The 18530-nt window shown below is 22.7% G+C and carries 29 protein-coding genes and 1 pseudogene; 17 read left to right on the forward strand and 13 right to left on the reverse strand.

What is annotated here, in order from left to right; all coding sequences use genetic code 4:
* Window positions 1-20 precede the first annotated feature (20 nt).
* From ABWV63_RS06250 to ABWV63_RS06265, 4 genes and pseudogenes are all read left to right on the forward strand, one after another.
* Window positions 21-194, forward strand: a complete 174-nt coding sequence (locus ABWV63_RS06250; RefSeq protein WP_353305528.1) for a hypothetical protein — start codon at window positions 21-23, stop codon at window positions 192-194.
* Window positions 179-367 carry a transposase family protein gene (locus ABWV63_RS06255; RefSeq protein ID WP_353305646.1) on the forward strand — a complete coding sequence of 63 codons (189 nt, stop codon included), beginning with the start codon at window positions 179-181 and terminating at the stop codon, window positions 365-367. Before ABWV63_RS06250 ends, ABWV63_RS06255 begins: the two co-directional genes overlap by 16 nt.
* A 97-nt stretch (window positions 368-464) precedes the next feature.
* Window positions 465-818: a transposase family protein gene (locus ABWV63_RS06260; protein ID WP_353305647.1), complete on the forward strand. Its 354-nt coding sequence runs from the start codon at window positions 465-467 to the stop codon at window positions 816-818.
* Between the two features lie 180 nt (window positions 819-998).
* Window positions 999-1766: pseudogene (locus ABWV63_RS06265) on the forward strand (IS256 family transposase).
* 74 nt (window positions 1767-1840) lie between these two features.
* Here ABWV63_RS06265 and ABWV63_RS06270 read toward each other — a convergent pair.
* From ABWV63_RS06270 to ABWV63_RS06295, 6 genes are all read right to left on the reverse strand, one after another.
* Window positions 1841-1963, reverse strand: a complete 123-nt coding sequence (locus ABWV63_RS06270; protein WP_353307200.1) for a transposase — start codon at window positions 1961-1963, stop codon at window positions 1841-1843.
* A 75-nt stretch (window positions 1964-2038) separates the two neighbouring features.
* Window positions 2039-2218 (reverse strand): hypothetical protein, encoded by a 180-nt coding sequence (locus ABWV63_RS06275; protein ID WP_353305648.1) that lies wholly within the window; start codon window positions 2216-2218, stop codon window positions 2039-2041.
* Between the two features lie 257 nt (window positions 2219-2475).
* A complete protein-coding gene (locus tag ABWV63_RS06280; protein ID WP_353305649.1) occupies window positions 2476-4773 on the reverse strand; it encodes a cation-translocating P-type ATPase in 2298 nt (765 codons plus the stop codon).
* A 204-nt stretch (window positions 4774-4977) separates the two neighbouring features.
* A complete protein-coding gene (locus ABWV63_RS06285; protein WP_353305650.1) occupies window positions 4978-5433 on the reverse strand; it encodes a hypothetical protein in 456 nt (151 codons plus the stop codon).
* A 181-nt stretch (window positions 5434-5614) separates the two neighbouring features.
* Window positions 5615-6229, reverse strand: coding sequence for a ribosome biogenesis GTP-binding protein YihA/YsxC (gene yihA, locus ABWV63_RS06290; RefSeq protein WP_353305651.1), 615 nt, complete (start codon window positions 6227-6229; stop codon window positions 5615-5617).
* A gap of 154 nt (window positions 6230-6383) precedes the next feature.
* The gene (locus tag ABWV63_RS06295) at window positions 6384-6854 is read right to left on the reverse strand and encodes a transposase (RefSeq protein ID WP_353305652.1); all 471 of its coding nucleotides are present in this window, start codon (window positions 6852-6854) and stop codon (window positions 6384-6386) included.
* Window positions 6855-6945: 91 nt separating this feature from the next.
* Here ABWV63_RS06295 and ABWV63_RS06300 point away from each other — a divergent pair, with 91 nt between their 5' ends.
* Genes ABWV63_RS06300 through ABWV63_RS06310 form a run of 3 tightly spaced genes read left to right on the forward strand, consistent with a single transcriptional unit; the run spans window position 6946 to window position 7792 of the window.
* Entirely contained in the window at window positions 6946-7119 is a 174-nt protein-coding gene (locus ABWV63_RS06300; RefSeq protein ID WP_353305528.1) for a hypothetical protein, read from the forward strand.
* Entirely contained in the window at window positions 7104-7361 is a 258-nt protein-coding gene (locus tag ABWV63_RS06305; RefSeq protein ID WP_353305653.1) for a transposase family protein, read from the forward strand. The genes ABWV63_RS06300 and ABWV63_RS06305 overlap by 16 nt, the downstream gene beginning before the upstream one ends.
* 23 nt (window positions 7362-7384) lie before the next feature.
* A complete protein-coding gene (locus tag ABWV63_RS06310) occupies window positions 7385-7792 on the forward strand; it encodes a transposase family protein (protein WP_353305654.1) in 408 nt (135 codons plus the stop codon).
* 187 nt (window positions 7793-7979) lie between these two features.
* Here ABWV63_RS06310 and ABWV63_RS06315 read toward each other — a convergent pair whose 3' ends face one another.
* From ABWV63_RS06315 to ABWV63_RS06325, 3 genes are all read right to left on the reverse strand, one after another.
* Window positions 7980-8153 (reverse strand): hypothetical protein, encoded by a 174-nt coding sequence (locus ABWV63_RS06315; protein ID WP_353305655.1) that lies wholly within the window; start codon window positions 8151-8153, stop codon window positions 7980-7982.
* A 245-nt stretch (window positions 8154-8398) separates the two neighbouring features.
* The gene (locus ABWV63_RS06320) at window positions 8399-8599 is read right to left on the reverse strand and encodes a hypothetical protein (protein WP_353305656.1); all 201 of its coding nucleotides are present in this window, start codon (window positions 8597-8599) and stop codon (window positions 8399-8401) included.
* A gap of 958 nt (window positions 8600-9557) precedes the next feature.
* Window positions 9558-9965, reverse strand: coding sequence for a transposase family protein (locus ABWV63_RS06325; RefSeq protein ID WP_353305657.1), 408 nt, complete (start codon window positions 9963-9965; stop codon window positions 9558-9560).
* A gap of 174 nt (window positions 9966-10139) precedes the next feature.
* On the opposite strand from ABWV63_RS06325, the gene ABWV63_RS06330 reads away from it, so the two are divergent.
* The 3 genes from ABWV63_RS06330 to ABWV63_RS06340 are packed head-to-tail and all read left to right on the forward strand — an operon-like array spanning window position 10140 to window position 10992.
* On the forward strand, window positions 10140-10313 hold the full coding sequence (locus tag ABWV63_RS06330; RefSeq protein ID WP_353305658.1) for a hypothetical protein: 174 nt from the start codon (window positions 10140-10142) through the stop codon (window positions 10311-10313).
* A complete protein-coding gene (locus tag ABWV63_RS06335) occupies window positions 10298-10597 on the forward strand; it encodes a transposase family protein (protein ID WP_353305659.1) in 300 nt (99 codons plus the stop codon). The genes ABWV63_RS06330 and ABWV63_RS06335 overlap by 16 nt, the downstream gene beginning before the upstream one ends.
* On the forward strand, window positions 10585-10992 hold the full coding sequence (locus ABWV63_RS06340; RefSeq protein WP_353305654.1) for a transposase family protein: 408 nt from the start codon (window positions 10585-10587) through the stop codon (window positions 10990-10992). Before ABWV63_RS06335 ends, ABWV63_RS06340 begins: the two co-directional genes overlap by 13 nt.
* Before the next feature lie 186 nt (window positions 10993-11178).
* Here the strand turns inward: ABWV63_RS06340 and ABWV63_RS06345 are convergent, their stop codons facing one another.
* Window positions 11179-11565, reverse strand: a complete 387-nt coding sequence (locus ABWV63_RS06345) for a transposase family protein (protein ID WP_353305660.1) — start codon at window positions 11563-11565, stop codon at window positions 11179-11181.
* Window positions 11566-11725: 160 nt separating this feature from the next.
* Between ABWV63_RS06345 and ABWV63_RS06350 the strand changes: the two genes are divergently transcribed.
* Window positions 11726-12724: an HAD-IC family P-type ATPase gene (locus ABWV63_RS06350; RefSeq protein ID WP_353305661.1), complete on the forward strand. Its 999-nt coding sequence runs from the start codon at window positions 11726-11728 to the stop codon at window positions 12722-12724.
* Window positions 12725-12904: 180 nt separating this feature from the next.
* Window positions 12905-13174 carry an IS630 transposase-related protein gene (locus tag ABWV63_RS06355; RefSeq protein WP_353305662.1) on the forward strand — a complete coding sequence of 90 codons (270 nt, stop codon included), beginning with the start codon at window positions 12905-12907 and terminating at the stop codon, window positions 13172-13174.
* On the opposite strand, the gene ABWV63_RS06360 is transcribed toward ABWV63_RS06355, so the two are convergent.
* On the reverse strand, window positions 13167-13427 hold the full coding sequence (locus tag ABWV63_RS06360) for a transposase (protein ID WP_353307201.1): 261 nt from the start codon (window positions 13425-13427) through the stop codon (window positions 13167-13169). The two genes, ABWV63_RS06355 and ABWV63_RS06360, sit on opposite strands and share 8 nt — an antisense overlap.
* A gap of 34 nt (window positions 13428-13461) precedes the next feature.
* Here ABWV63_RS06360 and ABWV63_RS06365 point away from each other — a divergent pair, with 34 nt between their 5' ends.
* Window positions 13462-13683, forward strand: a complete 222-nt coding sequence (locus ABWV63_RS06365) for a hypothetical protein (protein WP_353305663.1) — start codon at window positions 13462-13464, stop codon at window positions 13681-13683.
* Between the two features lie 14 nt (window positions 13684-13697).
* Window positions 13698-14684, forward strand: a complete 987-nt coding sequence (locus tag ABWV63_RS06370; RefSeq protein WP_353307202.1) for an IS256 family transposase — start codon at window positions 13698-13700, stop codon at window positions 14682-14684.
* Window positions 14685-14686: 2 nt separating this feature from the next.
* On the opposite strand, the gene ABWV63_RS06375 is transcribed toward ABWV63_RS06370, so the two are convergent.
* On the reverse strand, window positions 14687-14899 hold the full coding sequence (locus ABWV63_RS06375) for a transposase (protein WP_353305664.1): 213 nt from the start codon (window positions 14897-14899) through the stop codon (window positions 14687-14689).
* Window positions 14900-14977: 78 nt separating this feature from the next.
* On the opposite strand from ABWV63_RS06375, the gene ABWV63_RS06380 reads away from it, so the two are divergent.
* The 3 genes from ABWV63_RS06380 (at window position 14978) to ABWV63_RS06390 (ending at window position 16457) form a co-directional block, all read left to right on the forward strand.
* Window positions 14978-15697 (forward strand): anthrax toxin-like adenylyl cyclase domain-containing protein, encoded by a 720-nt coding sequence (locus ABWV63_RS06380; protein ID WP_353305665.1) that lies wholly within the window; start codon window positions 14978-14980, stop codon window positions 15695-15697.
* A gap of 17 nt (window positions 15698-15714) precedes the next feature.
* The gene (locus tag ABWV63_RS06385; RefSeq protein WP_353305666.1) at window positions 15715-15930 is read left to right on the forward strand and encodes a hypothetical protein; all 216 of its coding nucleotides are present in this window, start codon (window positions 15715-15717) and stop codon (window positions 15928-15930) included.
* Between the two features lie 269 nt (window positions 15931-16199).
* Entirely contained in the window at window positions 16200-16457 is a 258-nt protein-coding gene (locus tag ABWV63_RS06390; protein ID WP_353305667.1) for a hypothetical protein, read from the forward strand.
* Here ABWV63_RS06390 and ABWV63_RS06395 read toward each other — a convergent pair.
* Window positions 16422-18434, reverse strand: coding sequence for a hypothetical protein (locus tag ABWV63_RS06395; RefSeq protein ID WP_353305668.1), 2013 nt, complete (start codon window positions 18432-18434; stop codon window positions 16422-16424). The genes ABWV63_RS06390 and ABWV63_RS06395 overlap by 36 nt on opposite strands.
* Between the last annotated feature and the right edge of the window lie 96 nt (window positions 18435-18530).

Below are 18530 nucleotides of genomic sequence, written 5' to 3' on the forward strand. Positions count from 1 at the left end.
TTAATAAGGTGTTGATAAAAATGAATTTTGAAAATTTAAAAAAATTAAAAAATGAACAATTTTATAGATATTTTGGTATAAAACGTTTTCATTTTGATGAAATGTTAACAAAATTAATTGAAATAGAAAATTTAAAAAAACTAAAGGTAGAAAATATAAACTTTCAGTTGAAGAAAGATTGATGATGACTTTAGTATACTGAAAAGAATATTATACTTTTTTCCAAATGAGTATTAAATATAAAATGAGTGCATCAAGTTGTTTCCGAAATATTACTTGAGTAGAAAATAAACTTAGTGATGACAAAGATTATCAGTTTTTAAAAACAAAATATAAATCAAAAATTGAGAAAAAAAAGAAGATTTAAATGAATTTCAATTTTATTTAATTGATTCAACTGAAATTGAAATTGAAAGACCAACTAAAAAAAACTACAGTTAGAATATTTTTCTGGTAAAAGTTGAATGTTTTCTATAAAATTTCAAATTATATATGACTTTTTTAATAAAAAAATTGTTGATATTTTTGCTGATAATGGAAAAGTACATGATTTTCAAATATTAAAAAATTCAAATCTTGAATTTTCAGAAAAAACAATAATTATTGGTGATTTGGGATATCAAGGAATACAAAATATTTATAAAAATACTATATTACCAATTAAAAAAACTAAAAATAAAAAATTAACTAAACAAGAAAAAATCTACAATAAAATTATTTCAAAAATTAGAATTAAAGTTGAACATGTTTTTGCTTGATTAAAAAGATTCAAAATTTTAATAAATAAATGTAGAAAAATTATATTTAGACTTATGTAATTAAGATTTAACTTACTTTGTGAAATTTTTAATAAAACAAAACCATTAAAATAAAAAAATATTAACTTCTATAATTATTAACACTAAAAAATTTATAAATATTATTATTGACAATTGATTAAATTTATTTACGGAATATGTCTATTATATGCCAAAGGCATGACTTTATCAGATATTAGAATGCAGTTACAAGAGTTATATCATGGTGCTGATATTAGTGAAAGTGTTATTAGCCAAATTACTGATGATGTTATTGATGATGTTAAAGCATGACAAAATCGGCCATTAGAAAGTGTTTATCCGATTGTTTATTTTGATTGTATAGTAGTTAAAGTACGACAAGATAAAAGCATTATTAACAAATCAGTTTATATAGCACTAGGAGTTGATTTAGAAGGTAAAAAAGATGTTTTAGGTTTATGAATTAGTGAAAATGAATGTTCTAAGTTTTGATTATCTAATTTCACAGAAATGAAAAATCGAGGCTTAAATGATATTCTTATTGCTTGTAGTGACAATTTAACAGGAATGTCAGAAGCAATACAATCAGTTTATCCTAAAACCGAACATCAATTATGCATAGTTAATCAAATTAGAAATAGTTTAAAATATGTTTCATACAAACATAGAAAATCACTAGTTACAGATTTAAAACCAATTTATAGTGCATGTAGTGAAGAACAAGCAATGCAAGCTTTAGAATCTTTTGAAAGTAAATTAAATAAACAATATCCTCAAATTGCTAAATCATGATATAAAAATTAAGATAATTTAATGGTTTTTATTAGTTATCCTGCAGAAATCAAAAGAGTGATTTATACAACAAATGCTATTGAATCTATTAATAGTCAATTACGAAAAGTTATTAGAAATAAAAAAGTTTTTCCAAATGATATGGCAGTTTTTAAAATATTTTACTTAGCAATTGAAAATATAACAAAAAAATAAACAATGCCCATTCAAAATTGAAATACAGCAATTGCTCATTTTATGATAAAATTTGAAGATAGAATTAATCTAAACTAGTAACTTTGTAAAAAGATACACAGATTTTTAAAAAGCCTCCCATCAAATCTTCTTTGTCTTTTTGCAACTATTACTGGCTCAAAATTACTATTACGATCTCGTGGTACATTAATCTCAATTTTACCTTATTGAGTTATTAATTTTTTTGAACTTATACCATTGCGAGCATTATCGCTATTATTATGTTGATTTTTTTAGTATCCTAAATAATTTTGCAGTTCAGAATTAAACATTTTTTCAACTAATCTTTTTGTTAATTCTTTATATAAACCTCCCTCTTTAAAAACTGTTGTTAAATCTTCAGTATTTTCTAGTAATAAATCTACTACTTTTGATATTGGAACATTATTATTAATATTTTGTTTTTTAGACATAAGTAACTCACTCTTTCTAGTTATTTAATTTTATTTACTAGAATTAATTAAACATAGTTATTTTTGTAAGTTACACAGATTACTAAACATTACCGCAACTATTAAAAAAGCTATTGATTTTGTTTTTCAAGATATGAGTAAACATTACTTTAGTTAGCTATACATGTGGGGATAATTTCCTAGATAGGCTTTTATCTCCATTTATGTGATAAAATTTAAAAATAGTACATAAAGGGATAAAAACCCTTATATATTATCTAATATTTATATTTTCTTCATTTAAAAATTAATGAATTTCCAACAACAGTTATATCAGAAAGAGCCATTGCAATTGCAGCCAACGGTGGAATAATAAATCCGGCAGCAGCTAATGGAATAATGATAATATTATAACTAAATGCTCAAATAAAATTCATTCAAATATTATTTTTAGTTTTTTTAGTTAAAACAATAGCCTTATAAACAATACTAATATCATTATCAAGAATAGTAATATCACCAATTTTTTTAGCAATATCACTGCCAGAGCCCATTGCAATTGCTAAATCAGATTGTTCTAAGGCAATAACATCATTAATACCATCACCAACAAACGTTACTTTTTTACCTTTTGCTTGTAAATCAGCAACAATTTGTGATTTACCTTGTGGTGTAACATTAGCGAAGTATGTTTCTATCCCAACACGATTAGCAATAGCAAGTGTTTGTGATTCATTATCACCACTAATTAAAATAACCTCAATTCCCTTTTTTTTAACTTTTTCAATTGTTAATAATGCATTTGTTTGTAATTCATCTTCTAAAATAAAAATATTAGTAACAACTTTATTAATTGCCAATGCCAATACTTTCTGGCTAGGAGTAACTGTTTCAAAGTCAAATGTTTTTAGAAATGGACTAAATGGCATTTTTGCTTTTTGTAAATTTTCAAGTGATGAAATTTGTAATTCTTCAGTTTGATATTTTGCTTTAATACCAAAACTAATTTGTTCTTTAACCTCGGTAATTGTCAATGATTGTCTAACATTATTAGTATTAGAATATAAAGAAAAAGCTAAAGCCAAAGGATGTGTTGAATGCTTTTCCATAGCAATTGCCTTATTAACATGTTTTTCTTGACCATAAATTTTAGTAATAACCAAATTACCAGTAGTTAATGTTCCTGTTTTATCAAAACAAATGGTATCAATCTTAGTAATTTTTTCAAAAGCACTAGCCTTATTATAAATGATTCCTATTTTTGCTGCTTTATTAATTCCAACAGCAACTGCTAATGGTGTTGCAATTCCTAATGCACAAGGACAAGCAATTATTAAAGTTGCAATTGCAATTTCTAATGATTCTTGCACACCATTACCTACTGCAAAATAACGAATAAGAAAAACTAAAATGGCAATTAAAATAACAGTTGGTGTAAATCACCCAGAAATTTTATCAGCCAATTTTTGTAATTTTGGTTTCTGAGATTGTGCATCTTCAACTGCCTTAATAATACTTGCTAATACTGTGTATTTACCAATTTTAGTTGCTTTCATCCTAAAACTATCACCAACATTATTAGTTCCAACAATTAAATTTTGGTTAACTTTTTTCGTAATAACTTGCGATTCACCAGTTAACATTGATTCATTAATAAATGCTTCTTCACTAATTAATTGACCATCAGTAGGAATATTTTCACCTTTTCGAATAATTAAAATATCATTTAATTGTACATCTTCAATATTAATAAAAGTTTCTGTTTTGGTATTATAATCATATTTTAAGATTGATTTTGGCTTTAATGACATTAAACTTTCTAAGCCGCTAGTAGCCCTTTTCTGTGCAACAGCACTAATTAAATCACCAAGTAAAACAATCATAATAATTGAAGCACTAACTTCAAAATATAAGTGTTTGGTTTTATTAATTATCATTAAATAAATAGAAAAAATAAATGCCGTTGTTGTTCCTAGTGCTAATAAAGTATGCATACCAGGTCATTTTTGTTTAATTAATTCTTGATAAATACCAATATAAAATTTACGACCAAAATAAAATTGAATTGGAATTGCTAGTTCAAGTTGAACATAAGGATTACGTAAACTATCAAAAAATGAAGTATTAGGTATCATAATTAATAATAATGGTAGTAACAATATTCAACCAATAATAAGTTCAATTAAATCACGTAATTTAACATTATGTTGATGATTATGATGTTGTTCTGACATATGAGATTGATGTTGTTCACTACTATGACTATGACTACTATGATCATCTGTAATATCTTTCATATCAACTTGGTGACTCGTTTTTATATCTTTAATCTCAGTTTCAAACTTACAAATTTTATATCCTAAATGATGCATTGCTTTTTTAATTTTTTTTTCATTTCAAAACTTAGGATCATAACTAAATTGTGCTTTTTTAGTAGCAAAATTGATACTAACAGTAATACCATCTTCTTTAGTAAAATGTCTTTCGATGACACTAGCACAAGAGGTACATGAAACATCTGACAGTACTGCTCTACTAATAACAAAATTATCATTTATATCACTTGTATTATTCATATTAACTTCATCTCCTCAAATTTTAATATTTTAATCTTTTCTATTATTTTTTAACACACAATATACACAAAAATAAATTATACACATTTTAATGTTAAAAAATATTAAAAACAATAAATACCCAATAACATGATTGGGTATTTATTACCTTAAAAAGTAATATATTTATATTATAACATAGACTACCTTAAATCTAAAAATTAATTATAAACCGGCCATTTTCTTTGGTTCTATTTTTACTTCAATTTGTGAATCTATATTATTTATAGCGGTTTTTTTATCTGCAAACTTATCATTGTCAACTTCAATTTGTCTTCTTTGTTTTTCATCAAATTTTTTTGCTGCATCTATGCCAAAAATAATAGCACCACCAATAGCAGCAGCAGTTATAATATCAGCTTCTAATTGTTCTTCAGAACGGTTACTAACAGCACTGACACCGCCCGCAACATTAGCAGCAACTAAACCGCTCATTTGAGCAATAGGATTAATATACAAAGCACCAACAGCACTACCAGTAGCAACACCTTTAGTCACTTTTATAATTTTTGCGGTTGTTCGATGTTTTGTTTTAAATTCTTTTCATTTTGTAGGTTTTTGTTCTACATTTTCTTCTGATTTTGCTTCAAGATTTTGTAAAATTTCATTTTTTATAGGCATTTCTTTTAATCTTCCTTTCAAATAAAAACTCATTAATTTTGATAAAAATTAATGAGTTAAAAACTTATATTAAGTTTAATTATTATTATATTCTATTCTATACTGAATATTGATATTTTTAATAAATATATACATATAAAAAAACTTTTATCTTTTTTTTATAGCAACAAATATTATACTGTTAAGTTTCTAATTCAACTTCATCAGTATTAACATCATCTGCTAATTTACTAATTACTAAATCAATTCCTTGTTTACTAATACTAGAAAATAAAATAATAGGAGTATTAGTACTAAGTTTTAAAGTTGATAATATTAATTTTTTCTTTTTTACTAATTGACTATTTTTAACTTTATCAACTTTAGTAGCGATTAAATGAATTTTTAAATGATAATGTTGTAAATATTCCAACATATCAATATCATCTTTACTGGGTGCATGTCTTAAATCTAATAATAAAAAAACTGCTTTTAAATTTTTTCGTGACTGAAAATATTCATCCATCATTGTCGCAAATTGGATTTTTTTTTCATTTGATACTTTAGCAAAACCATAGCCAGGAACATCAACAAAGCGACAAATATTATTATTAATTGTAAAAAAATTTAGCATTTGTGTTTTACCAGGTGTTTGTGAAACTCTAGCTAACTTACCATTATTACAAATTGTATTTAAAAATGTTGATTTACCAACATTACTGCGACCAACAAAACAAAATTCAGGAATTTCATCCTGCGGCCATTGTTCTTCTTTAATAGCGCTAGTTAAAAATTGTGCTTGCTTAATTCGTTCCATTTTTTACCTCTTATTCAAAAATATATTATAGTCAATAGTTAAGATTTAAACTAATTATTATTTATTATGGCTTTTATCTCTTTATGCACTATTTTTAAATTTTATCACATAAATGGAGATAAAAGCCTATCTAGTAAATTATCCCCACATGTATCTAAATCAAACACAAAATTATAGTTTCAAAACTAGGTATCTTATTTAATTTATATGCAGCTTCTTTTGCATATAAATGAATATTGTGTTTTGAAACTTTTATGTGTTTTCGGAAAGTTCGTCGGATGTGTTTTCATGCAGATTTAATCTGGTTTGTGTTTACACCTTTTGATGACGCATACCCAACTTCATGATTTACGATTTCATGTTTGTGATAGAAGTTTTTGAAAATTCCATATCCCTTCCAAGAATCCGTAAATAGACAACACCCAGTAGAAATGTGTTTCAATGCAAATCATAAAAGGTTTTTCTCATCTGCTTTTTTCAATAATTTCACAATTAGTTTGTTGCTGGTTTTCTCATAAACTCCAACAATCAAGGTTTTATTCAACAAGGATCTTCCTTGTTTTTTAAAACCTACATGTGAAAGATACATTTCATCCATCTGTGCTGTGCCATCATCAATAGACATATTCCGTAAATAAATTTTTTAAAAGTCAATTAATAATTTAAAATTTATTTTATAATTTCTTTATTAATAAATTAATAAGGTGTTGATAAAAATGAATTTTGAAAATTTAAAAAAATTAAAAAATGAACAATTTTATAGATATTTTGGTATAAAACGTTTTCATTTTGATGAAATGTTAACAAAATTAATTGAAATAGAAAATTTAAAAAAACTAAAGGTAGAAAATATAAACTTTCAGTTGAAGAAAGATTGATGATGACTTTAGTATACTGAAAAGAATATTATACTTTTTTCCAAATGAGTATTAAATATAAAATGAGTGCATCAAGTTGTTTTCGAAATATTACTTGAGTAGAAAATAAACTTAGTGATGACAAAGATTATCAGTTTTTAAAAACAAAATATAAATCAAAAATTGATAAAAAACAAGAATATTTAAATGAATTTCAATTTTATTTAATTGATTCAACTGAAATTGAAAGACCAACTAAAAAAAACTACAGTTAGAATATTTTTCTGGTAAAAGTTGAATGTTTTCTATAAAATTTCAAATTATATATGACTTTTTTAATAAAAAAATTGTTGATATTTTTGCTGATAATGGAAAAGTACATGATTTTCAAATATTAAAAAATTCAAATCTTGAATTTTCAGAAAAAACAATAATTATTGGTGATTTGGGATATCAAGGAATACAAAATATTTATAAAAATACTATATTACCAATTAAAAAAACTAAAAATAAAAAATTAACTAAACAAGAAAAAATCTACAATAAAATTATTTCAAAAATTAGAATTAAAGTTGAACATGTTTTTGCTTGATTAAAAAGATTCAAAATTTTAATAAATAAATGTAGAAAAAGTATATTTAGACTTATGTACTTAAGATTTAACTTACTTTGTGAAATTTTTAATAAAACAAAACCATTAAAATAAAAAAATATTAAAAATATTTTTTTAAAAATTTAAATTTTTATCAAGTTAATATAAAAATAATATTAACAATTTTTGTGTTTGAAATATAAATTTATTTTTAAAGTATTTTTTTTAAAAATATTAACTTCTATAATTATTAACACTAAAAAATTTATAAATATTATTATTGACAATTGATTAAATTGATTTACGGAATATGTCTAATGAGCCCTGCATCTTGATTCCGAATTATAGTTCTGATTTCATGACCCATTCTTCAAGCTGTTTTATATGTCACACCCAATTCCCTTGCAACATTTGTTGATGGGATGCCATGCTTTGTGTTTATTCATCTAAAGATGAGATAAAACCAAGATGTCAAAGGTGTTTGTGACTTGTGAAAAATGGTGTCATGAAGAATAAGATGTTTGATGACATTTCAAACATCTTATTCTTCATAAATCAGAAACATTAAAAATAGAAGAAGCACGCCTGATACATTTCATTACTTTCAACTTCGCTATATATTTCAAACAATCGTTTTCATTTTGAAATATGCTATTGAATTCATTTCAATTCATTTTTTCCTCCACACTAGTACATGTGGGGATAATTTTCTTTATTATTTTAATTTTTATTAATATTAATAAAATTAGTAAAATAAATATTATCTAATGGTAATATACCAAAACTAAAAAATAATGCAGCCAAAATGATAACACCAACAATAATACAAATAGCACGTCATTTTATAATTTTAAATAATAACATAAAACTAATAATAGCAATAGCTATTATAATAATACTAACTATTACAAATGTATTCATGTTTACCTCTTATTATTTTAATTATTAAAGTAACACGTAACATTAATTAATAATAACATAAAATAAATTCTAATATTTTATAGTAATCATCTTTTTCTTAAAATTATATAAATTAAAAAAAGTTATCTTTTTAAAGAGAAACATGTTAAAATGTCAAAGGATAAAGGAGAGTGATATCATGACTGACAGCGATTACATTTATAATAAGAAAAATAATACTAATTTAAAAATTAGTAATTTTAAAAGTGTACTTTTAAATAAAGATTCAGTCAAATATTCTCCTATTATTTTTACTAAAAAAATATTTTTTTAGCGTGTTAATAAATTTCTAAACCCTTATTTAAAAGTCTTAAAATAAGAAAAATAAGGAGGTAAAGAAATTATGAAGATTTTTTTAAACAAAATTTATTTTAAATTACAATTTAGTTTTAAAAAACCATTAGTTTACACAAATGGTGATTATATTAAACAAATTGCACATTTTAACCAAAAACAATTACTAAAAAAATTAGATTTACATAATTTTGGTTTTAAAACAGACAAAATTGAAATAAGAAGAAAAAAATATGGTATTAATACTTTAAAAAATACAAAATTTAATTGAATTTTAGAATTTTTAAAATGATATTTTGGACCATTCAATATAATTTTAGCAATTATTACTATCTATAATTTATTCTCATATTTTACAACAAATGATACTTCAATTTATTCATTGGTTGCCACTATTATTGTTGGAACTATGATTTTATTAAGTAGACATATTACGTAAATAAATTTAATCAATTATCAATAATAATATTTATAAATTTTTTAGTGTTAATAATTATAGAAGTTAATATTTTTAAAAAAATACTTTAAAAATAAATTTATATTTCAAACACAAAAATTGTTAATATTATTTTTATATTAACTTGATAAAAATTTAAATTTTTAAAAAAATATTTTTAATATTTTTTTATTTTAATGGTTTTGTTTTATTAAAAATTTCACAAAGTAAGTTAAATCTTAAGTACATAAGTCTAAATATACTTTTTCTACATTTATTTATTAAAATTTTGAATCTTTTTAATCAAGCAAAAACATGTTCAACTTTAATTCTAATTTTTGAAATAATTTTATTGTAGATTTTTTCTTGTTTAGTTAATTTTTTATTTTTAGTTTTTTTAATTGGTAATATAGTATTTTTATAAATATTTTGTATTCCTTGATATCCCAAATCACCAATAATTATTGTTTTTTCTGAAAATTCAAGATTTGAATTTTTTAATATTTGAAAATCATGTAATTTTCCATTATCAGCAAAAATATCAACAATTTTGTTATTAAAAAAGTCATATATAATTTGAAATTTTATAGAAAACATTCAACTTTTACCAGAAAAATATTCTAACTGTAGTTTTTTTTAGTTGGTCTTTCAATTTCAATTTCAGTTGAATCAATAGACATATTCCGTAAATAAATTTTTTAAAAGTCAATTAATAATTTAAAATTTATTTTATAATTTCTTTATTAATAAATTAATAAGGTGTTGATAAAAATGAATTTTGAAAATTTAAAAAAATTAAAAAATGAACAATTTTATAGATATTTTGGTATAAAATGTTTTCATTTTGATGAAATGTTAACAAAATTAATTGAAATAGAAAATTTAAAAAAACTAAAGGTAGAAAATATAAACTTTCAGTTGAAGAAAGATTGATGATGACTTTAGTATACTGAAAAGAATATTATACTTTTTTCCAAATGAGTATTAAATATAAAATGAGTGCATCAAGTTGTTTTCGAAATATTACTTGAGTAGAAAATAAACTTAGTGATGACAAAGATTATCAGTTTTTAAAAACAAAATATAAATCAAAAATTGAGAAAAAACAAGAAGATTTAAATGAATTTCAATTTTATTTAATTGATTCAACTGAAATTGAAATTGAAAGACCAACTAAAAAAAACTACAGTTATAATATTTTTCTGGTAAAAGTTGAATGTTTTCTATAAAATTTCAAATTATATATGACTTTTTTAATAAAAAAATTGTTGATATTTTTGCTGATAATGGAAAAGTACATGATTTTCAAATATTAAAAAATTCAAATCTTGAATTTTCAGAAAAAACAATAATTATTGGTGATTTGGGATATCAAGGAATACAAAATATTTATAAAAATACTATATTACCAATTAAAAAAACTAAAAATAAAAAATTAACTAAACAAGAAAAAATCTACAATAAAATTATTTCAAAAATTAGAATTAAAGTTGAACATGTTTTTGCTTGATTAAAAAGATTCAAAATTTTAATAAATAAATGTAGAAAAAGTATATTTAGACTTATGTACTTAAGATTTAACTTACTTTGTGAAATTTTTAATAAAACAAAACCATTAAAATAAAAAAATATTAAAAATATTTTTTTAAAAATTTAAATTTTTATCAAGTTAATATAAAAATAATATTAACAATTTTTGTGTTTGAAATATAAATTTATTTTTAAAGTATTTTTTTAAAAATATTAACTTCTATAATTATTAACACTAAAAAATTTATAAATATTATTATTGACAATTGATTAAATTTATTTACGGAATATGTCTAATTAAATAAAATTGAAATTCATTTAAATCTTCTTGTTTTTTCTCAATTTTTGATTTATATTTTGTTTTTAAAAACTGATAATCTTTGTCATCACTAAGTTTATTTTCTACTCAAGTAATATTTTGAAAACAACTTGATGCACTCATTTTATATTTAATACTCATTTGGAAAAAAGTATAATATTCTTTTCAGTATACTAAAGTCATCATCAATCTTTCTTCAACTGAAAGTTTATATTTTCTACCTTTAGTTTTTTTTAAATTTTCTATTTCAATTAATTTTGTTAACATTTCATCAAAATGAAAACGTTTTATACCAAAATATCTATAAAATTGTTCATTTTTTAATTTTTTTAAATTTTCAAAATTCATTTTTATCAACACCTTATTAATTTATTAATAAAGAAATTATAAAATAAATTTTAAATTATTAATTGACTTTTAAAAAATTTATTTACGGAATATGTCTAGTGGAACCCTAATTTACATTCAATCAATAGGAGCTTTTTTTATTACTAAACATTTAACAATTTTGGCCAAAAATACAACTACTGTTATTCGTAATATAAACATTAATCAAATTACTAAAGAAAACTCAATTAAAATAATTAAACAAGCACAAGAAATAAATGTTAATGAATTATTACCAGGTGATTTAATTTATTTATCAGCCGGTGATTTAATTCCTGCTGATTTAAAAATTTTATTAAGCAATGATTTATTTATTAATAAATCATCATTAACAGGAGAATCACTACCTGCTGAAAAACACGCTATTAACGATCCTGCATATCAAAACTTATTTGATTTACAAAATATTTGTTTTATGGGAACAAGTGTTGTTTCTGGAAGTGCAATTGCTATTGTTATAGCAACAGCTACTAACACCTACTTCGCTACTATTGCTGATACAATAAATAAACAACGTCCATTAAGCAGTTTTTCCAAAGGAATTAAACGCGTTACTTTAATGTTAATTTGCTTTATGCTAGTAATGGTACCCATTGTGTTAATTATCAATGGTCTTTTAAAAAACAATTGACCTGCAGCATTTATTTTTTCAATTTCGGTTGCTGTTCGTTTGACTCCTGAAATGCTAACAATGATTGTTACCTCTAATCTAGCGCGAGGCGCTAGTAAAATGAGTAAACAAAAAGTAGTTGTTAAACAACTAGCTGCTATTCAAAATTTAGGTGGAATTGATATTTTATGTACTGATAAAACAGGAACTTTAACTAATGATAATATTGAAGTAGTCAACCATATAAAATTGGATAATAAAACAAATAATGACTTAATTAAGTTTATTTATTTAAATAGTTATTTTCAAACAGGAATAAAAAATCCAATGGATAATTCAATACTTGAATTTGGAGAAAAAAACAAATTAAAAAATATAAGTAATTATTATCAAAAAATTGATGAAATTCCTTTTGATTTTAATCGTCGTAAATTAACAGTTGTTTTAGAAGATAAATTAAATAAGGCTTTTATCCCTTTATGTACTATTTTTAAATTTTATCGCATATAGCTAACTAAAGTAATGTTTACTCATAAATAATGTAAAATAATAATATGTAATTTAAACAGTTTTTGAATTTAAAAGTACAATTCAGCAATATTTAAAATAGATTAGGAAGATTAAATTACGCCAAAACCATACAGTGAAGACTTACGAAGAAAAGTAATAGAAGCCTATGAAAGTAAAAACATGAAAATTAAAGAAATTTGTAAAGTGTTCAATATTACTAGAAAGACTTTATTCTTATGAAGAAAAAGAAAAAAAGAAACTGGGCATATAAAAACAATTTTGAATTATCAAAAAGGACATAGCCACAAAATAAAGGATTTAGATGAATTAAAAAATTATTTAGTGCAAAATAAAGATGTTACAGTTCAAAAAGTAATTGAAAAATTTGGTGATATGACTAAAGATACAGTTTATAACTATTTCAAAAAACTAAATTATATAGCTAACTAAAGTAATGTTTACTCATATCTTGAAAAACAAAATCAATCGCTTTTTTAATATTTGGTCAATAATTTGGTAATATTTTTCTTATATTATGTTTTATAGCAAATCAAAAATGTTCAATTGGATTTAAATTAGGAGAATATGGTGGAAGAAATAATAGTTTGCATCCAGCATTTTCAATTAATTGTTGTGTTAATTTGGTAATGTTTAGTAATCTGTGTAACTTACAAAAATAACTATGTTTAATTAATTCTAGTAAATAAAATTAAATAACTAGAAAGAGTGAGTTACGTATGTCTAAAAAACAAAATATTAATAATAATGATCGAATATCAAAAGCAGTAGATTTATTATTAGAAAATACTGAATATTTAACAACAGTTTTTAAAGAGGGAGGTTTATATAAAGAATTAACAAAAAGATTAGTTGAAAAAATGTTGAATTCTGAAATGCAAAATTATTTAGGATATGAAAAAATCAACATAATAATAGTGATAATGCTCGCAATGGTATAAATTCAAAAAAAATAATAACCCAACAAGGTAAAATTGAGATTAATGTACCACGAGATCGTAATAGTAATTTTGAGCCAGTAATAGTTGCAAAAAGACAAAGAAGATTTGATGGTTTTGATCAACAAGTTCTTTCGTTATATGCCAAAGGCATGACTTTATCAGATATTAGAATGCAGTTACAAGAGTTATATCATGGTGCTGATATTAGTGAAAGTGTTATTAGTCAAATTACTGATGATGTTATTGATGATGTTAAAGCATGACAAAATCGGCCATTAGAAAGTGTTTATCCGATTGTTTATTTTGATTGTATAGTAGTTAAAGTACGACAAGATAAACGCATTATTAACAAATCAGTTTATATAGCACTAGGAGTTGATTTAGAAGGTAAAAAAGATGTTTTAGGTTTATGAATTAGTGAAAATGAAGGTTCTAAGTTTTGATTATCTAATTTCACAGAAATGAAAAATCGAGGCTTAAATGATATTCTTATTGCTTGTAGTGACGATTTAACAGGAATGTCAGAAGCGATACAATCAGTTTATCCTAAAACCGAACATCAATTATGCATAGTTCATCAAATTAGAAATAGTTTAAAATATGTTTCATACAAACATAGAAAATCACTAGTTACAGATTTAAAACCAATTTATAGTGCATGTAGTGAAGAACAAGCAATGCAAGCTTTAGAATCTTTTGAAAGTAAATGAAATAAACAATATCCTCAAATTGCTAAATCATGATATAAAAATTGAGATAATTTAATGGTTTTTATTAGTTATCATGCAGAAATCAAAAGAGTGATTTATACAAGAAATGCTATTGAATCTGTTAATAGTCAATTACGAAAAGTTATTAGAAATAAAAAAGTTTTTCCAAATGATATGGCAGTTTTTAAAATATTTTACTTAGCAATTGAAAATATAACAAAAAAAATGAACAATTCCCATTCAAAATTGAAATACAGCAATTGCTCATTTTATGATAAAATTTGAAGATAGACTTAATCTAAACTAGTAACTTTGTAAAAAGATACACAGATTTTTAAAAAGCCTCTTATAAAACTGCCTGAATTAGTAAATTGCTTAATTCAATTATAAGTAGCTGCTCTTGTAACATTATACTCTTTAGCAAGACAAGACACTGACTTACCACTTTGATATAAAACTACTATTTGTTTTTTAAATTCATCTGAATATGAGTTAATATTGGCCATAATTATAATTCCTTTCTTTTAACTAATTTGTTCACTTGTCTACGTAATTAGTATCCAATAAAGTGGAACCCATCCAATATGGAAATTTATATTAATAAAAATGTTGAAAAATGTGAAAATAATGGAGTTTTAGAGAAACACTTTCAAGGTTTTGTTAAAACTGCTCAAGAAGAAAATGTAGTTATTATTTTAAAACCCGTTAATCCAATTACTAAATATTTGTTACCACGAAAATATCCAACAAAATCATCAAGTATTAAAAATAAAAGTTCTGATTGAGGTATACAATCTGGCTTTATAATTTCTTTAGATGAGTTAACATTTTTAAGTAAGATAGGATTAAAAGATAATGAAACACAAACTGAAAAAATAGATCTTCTTTGTAAGAAATTTTCAATAAAATTAAATAAAAATAATAAAGATAGTAAAATAAATCCTGTTTCTTTAAAATTAAAAAATAATGAAACTATTTTAAAAATTACTAATGAACATGTTTTCTTTTTATTAGTTAACATGGAAAAAATTGGAATTATTGATGCTGAATTTTTTTTGGATAAAATTTTTGTTAAATGTTGTCAACCAAAAAATAAAAAAAATGAGATAGTACTTTATTTAGAAAAAGAAAAAAATAATAATATGTATAATGTTTATTATATTTTTGCGCTTGATGATGAAAATAATATTAAAAATTTAAATAATAGAGATTTAAAAGAAATAATAGAAATTGAAAAAAATAATTTAATTTATTTTCCAATTTCTATTATTTGTCAAGAAATTTCTAAAGAAAAAAACCAATAATTCCTGATTATGATCTTTTGGCGGTTTGTTGAGAAATAGATGATGCAATAAAAAATCATCAACCACCAATACCTACAAATTCATTTTCAGCATTTAAACTAAATAGTTGATCAGTTGGTTATAAAGAAAGATATTTTAAAAAAATTTTTAAAAAACCTAATAGTCGCGAAAAAGGCAAAGATTTTGAACAAGATGAAGAAGGCGGAGGAAATGTATTGGATAAAAATAAATAATTTCTTGATAAATTAAATAAAAATTTAGGATATGAAAGAAGATTAAAGGATGAATTATGTCCGATTCATCATACCTTTGAACTTGTTAATCCTTATTCTAAAGGTTTTAATGAAAATTTTTATACATTTTTTTACCTAATCAACAATTATTAACTGATTTTACATTTCCCAATGGAATAAAAGTAGATAAACAGACTATTTCTTATTTTGCTGTTTATGAACCTTTTAATGATGGAATTTTTTTATGAGTAAAATTTCTAGAACCTTTTTTGTTTTATATAAAAACAAAAGGATATTATGTTCCAAGTAATTGTTTTGTAAAACAAACTGATTTTTTAGGTTTTGCTAATTCATTTAATACTTGATTTAGAAAAATAAGAGAAGAACAAAGCGAAAGACGGAAATCTAATGAACTAATTTTATCAGTTAATGTTGAAGCAGTAAATAGTTTAGAAAATGATAAAAATAATTCCAAAAAAATAAAAGAGCAGTTATTTTGTATTAATTCACATTTTTCTTTGTGTTAGATTCCTTTTTTTAAATTTTTGTTTTAAGTATCAATCATAAATAATAGCGATAATAGTTAAAATGAAACCAATACTAAGAAAACCAGAAATAATATAACCTAAAGTATTACCACGCGCTTCATTAATTGTTCAATTAACTGCTAAATTTCTTAGATTATTAATTTCTGTTGAATTCATATTTTCTAGCTCCTTAAAAGTATAATTAAGTTTTAAAGCAGCATTTCATAATTTTATACCAGTATCAGTAGTTCAAAATTCAACAATAGGTAAATTATTACCATGATAAATAGTAAAATATTGTCAGTTGCTAATATTATTTCAATTAACAGTTTGTAGTAAATATACATTATTATTGCTTTTGACATTTAATTTAAAAGTAGTTTTTGGTTTTAATGTTCATAAATTCATTTTATTCATAGTAGTACTATCAATAGTAATAATATTTACAAATTGGATAGTATTATCATAGTTAAAATTAATTGTAAAACCGTCATTAGTATTAGTGCTATTAATATCATATAAATTATTATTTACTATTCCAACATATTTAATATTAGTATTAGCGCTATTATCTAGTGTTGGCAAAATATTTTGATTATATATTAATACATGATAAGTTATTATTTCATCTTCAAATTTAATATTAATTTCAGAATTACTATTAATAATAGTCGTAATACTATTATTAATATTTGGTAATAATGGTTGATTATCATTAATAGTAATATCTTTTAGTTCATCATTAGTTACATTTAAAATTAAACTATTATTACTAATTCAATTATTAGTACGGTTAACTGCAGTGAGTTTATCTTTATCAATATATGAATTAATAAAATTAGTCAATTGTTCATCTTTAGTTTTATTAAATTTAATAGTATTAATTCGACTTCAATTGTTATTTTTACTATCACTTAGTAATAATTTACTTGTATTATTATTAATAAAACCAAGATTATAATTTATTCTTTGGAAATTGGCACAATAACCAATTTTAGTAAAAGTACCTAATTCATTTACAAAATAGCCAATTTCTTGTTCATCAATAAAAACACCTAAACCATCATGAAGTAAAATGAAATTATTCATATAATGTTCATTAATTTTTGTAAGTTTAATATCATTACTATCAGTAATGCTTAAATGATAAGGTTGTCCAAAAAATTTGGAGTTATTTTTGAGATTTACGTTTAAAATCCCTTGATTGTTACCAGTCTTGCTAAAAAAAACAGTAGTAGTACTAAACAGCGGTTCCTTATTAATAATTAATGGTTTTGTTGTAGCGTTACCATTATCATCTATTGTTAAATAAAATAATTGCCCATTAACATCACGAATAATGCCACCATTATCATTAATGGCAACAAAAGAATTTAATAGTATTGGATTAGGAACATTAATATTAATTGGTTTGATATTACCATCAACTTTTAGAATATAAGAATTTTGATCACCACCAACAAAAACGCCAAAATTAGCATTTATAGCAGTAAAACTAGTTTTACCTTTTCCATAATGATAGGGAGTAACTAAGTTAGTTACTTTTCCCTCTGTATTAATTAAGTCAGCGCCAATATCGGTACTAACGATATTATTACCAAAGTTAGTAAAAGTATGATTTGGAGTTTCAATGGCAGTAGCATCATCACTAATACCATTTTTAGTCATTAAAAATGAATTATTAATAAAATTACTATCATCACTTTTATGAAAATTATTTAAAGTAGCAATTCCTAAGTTATCATCAAATCTAATAAAATTACTAATTTGTAAGTCTAAATTATTATATGTGCCATCCTTATTTAATAAATAAGATTGTGCTTGTGAATTTGTAAAAATACCAGCAATAGAATTAGTTGAATCATTTTCATTTCAATTATAAAAATTTCCACTTTCAAAAGCTAAGGTTAAACTTTGTTCGTTTAGGATAGTATTTTCTGATTTTATTTCTTTATGATGATAATTATTTATTTTCACTTGGCTTAAATTAGTAAAAGTGACTAGTGAAATAGTAACTAGTGTATATAAAATTTTAAACATATTATCAATTCCTTTAATATAAACTAATATTAA

The organism is Spiroplasma ixodetis (assembly GCF_040369795.1).
In the GTDB taxonomy this organism is placed as follows: Bacteria; Bacillota_I; Bacilli_A; order Mycoplasmatales; family VBWQ01; genus Spiroplasma_E; species Spiroplasma_E ixodetis_B.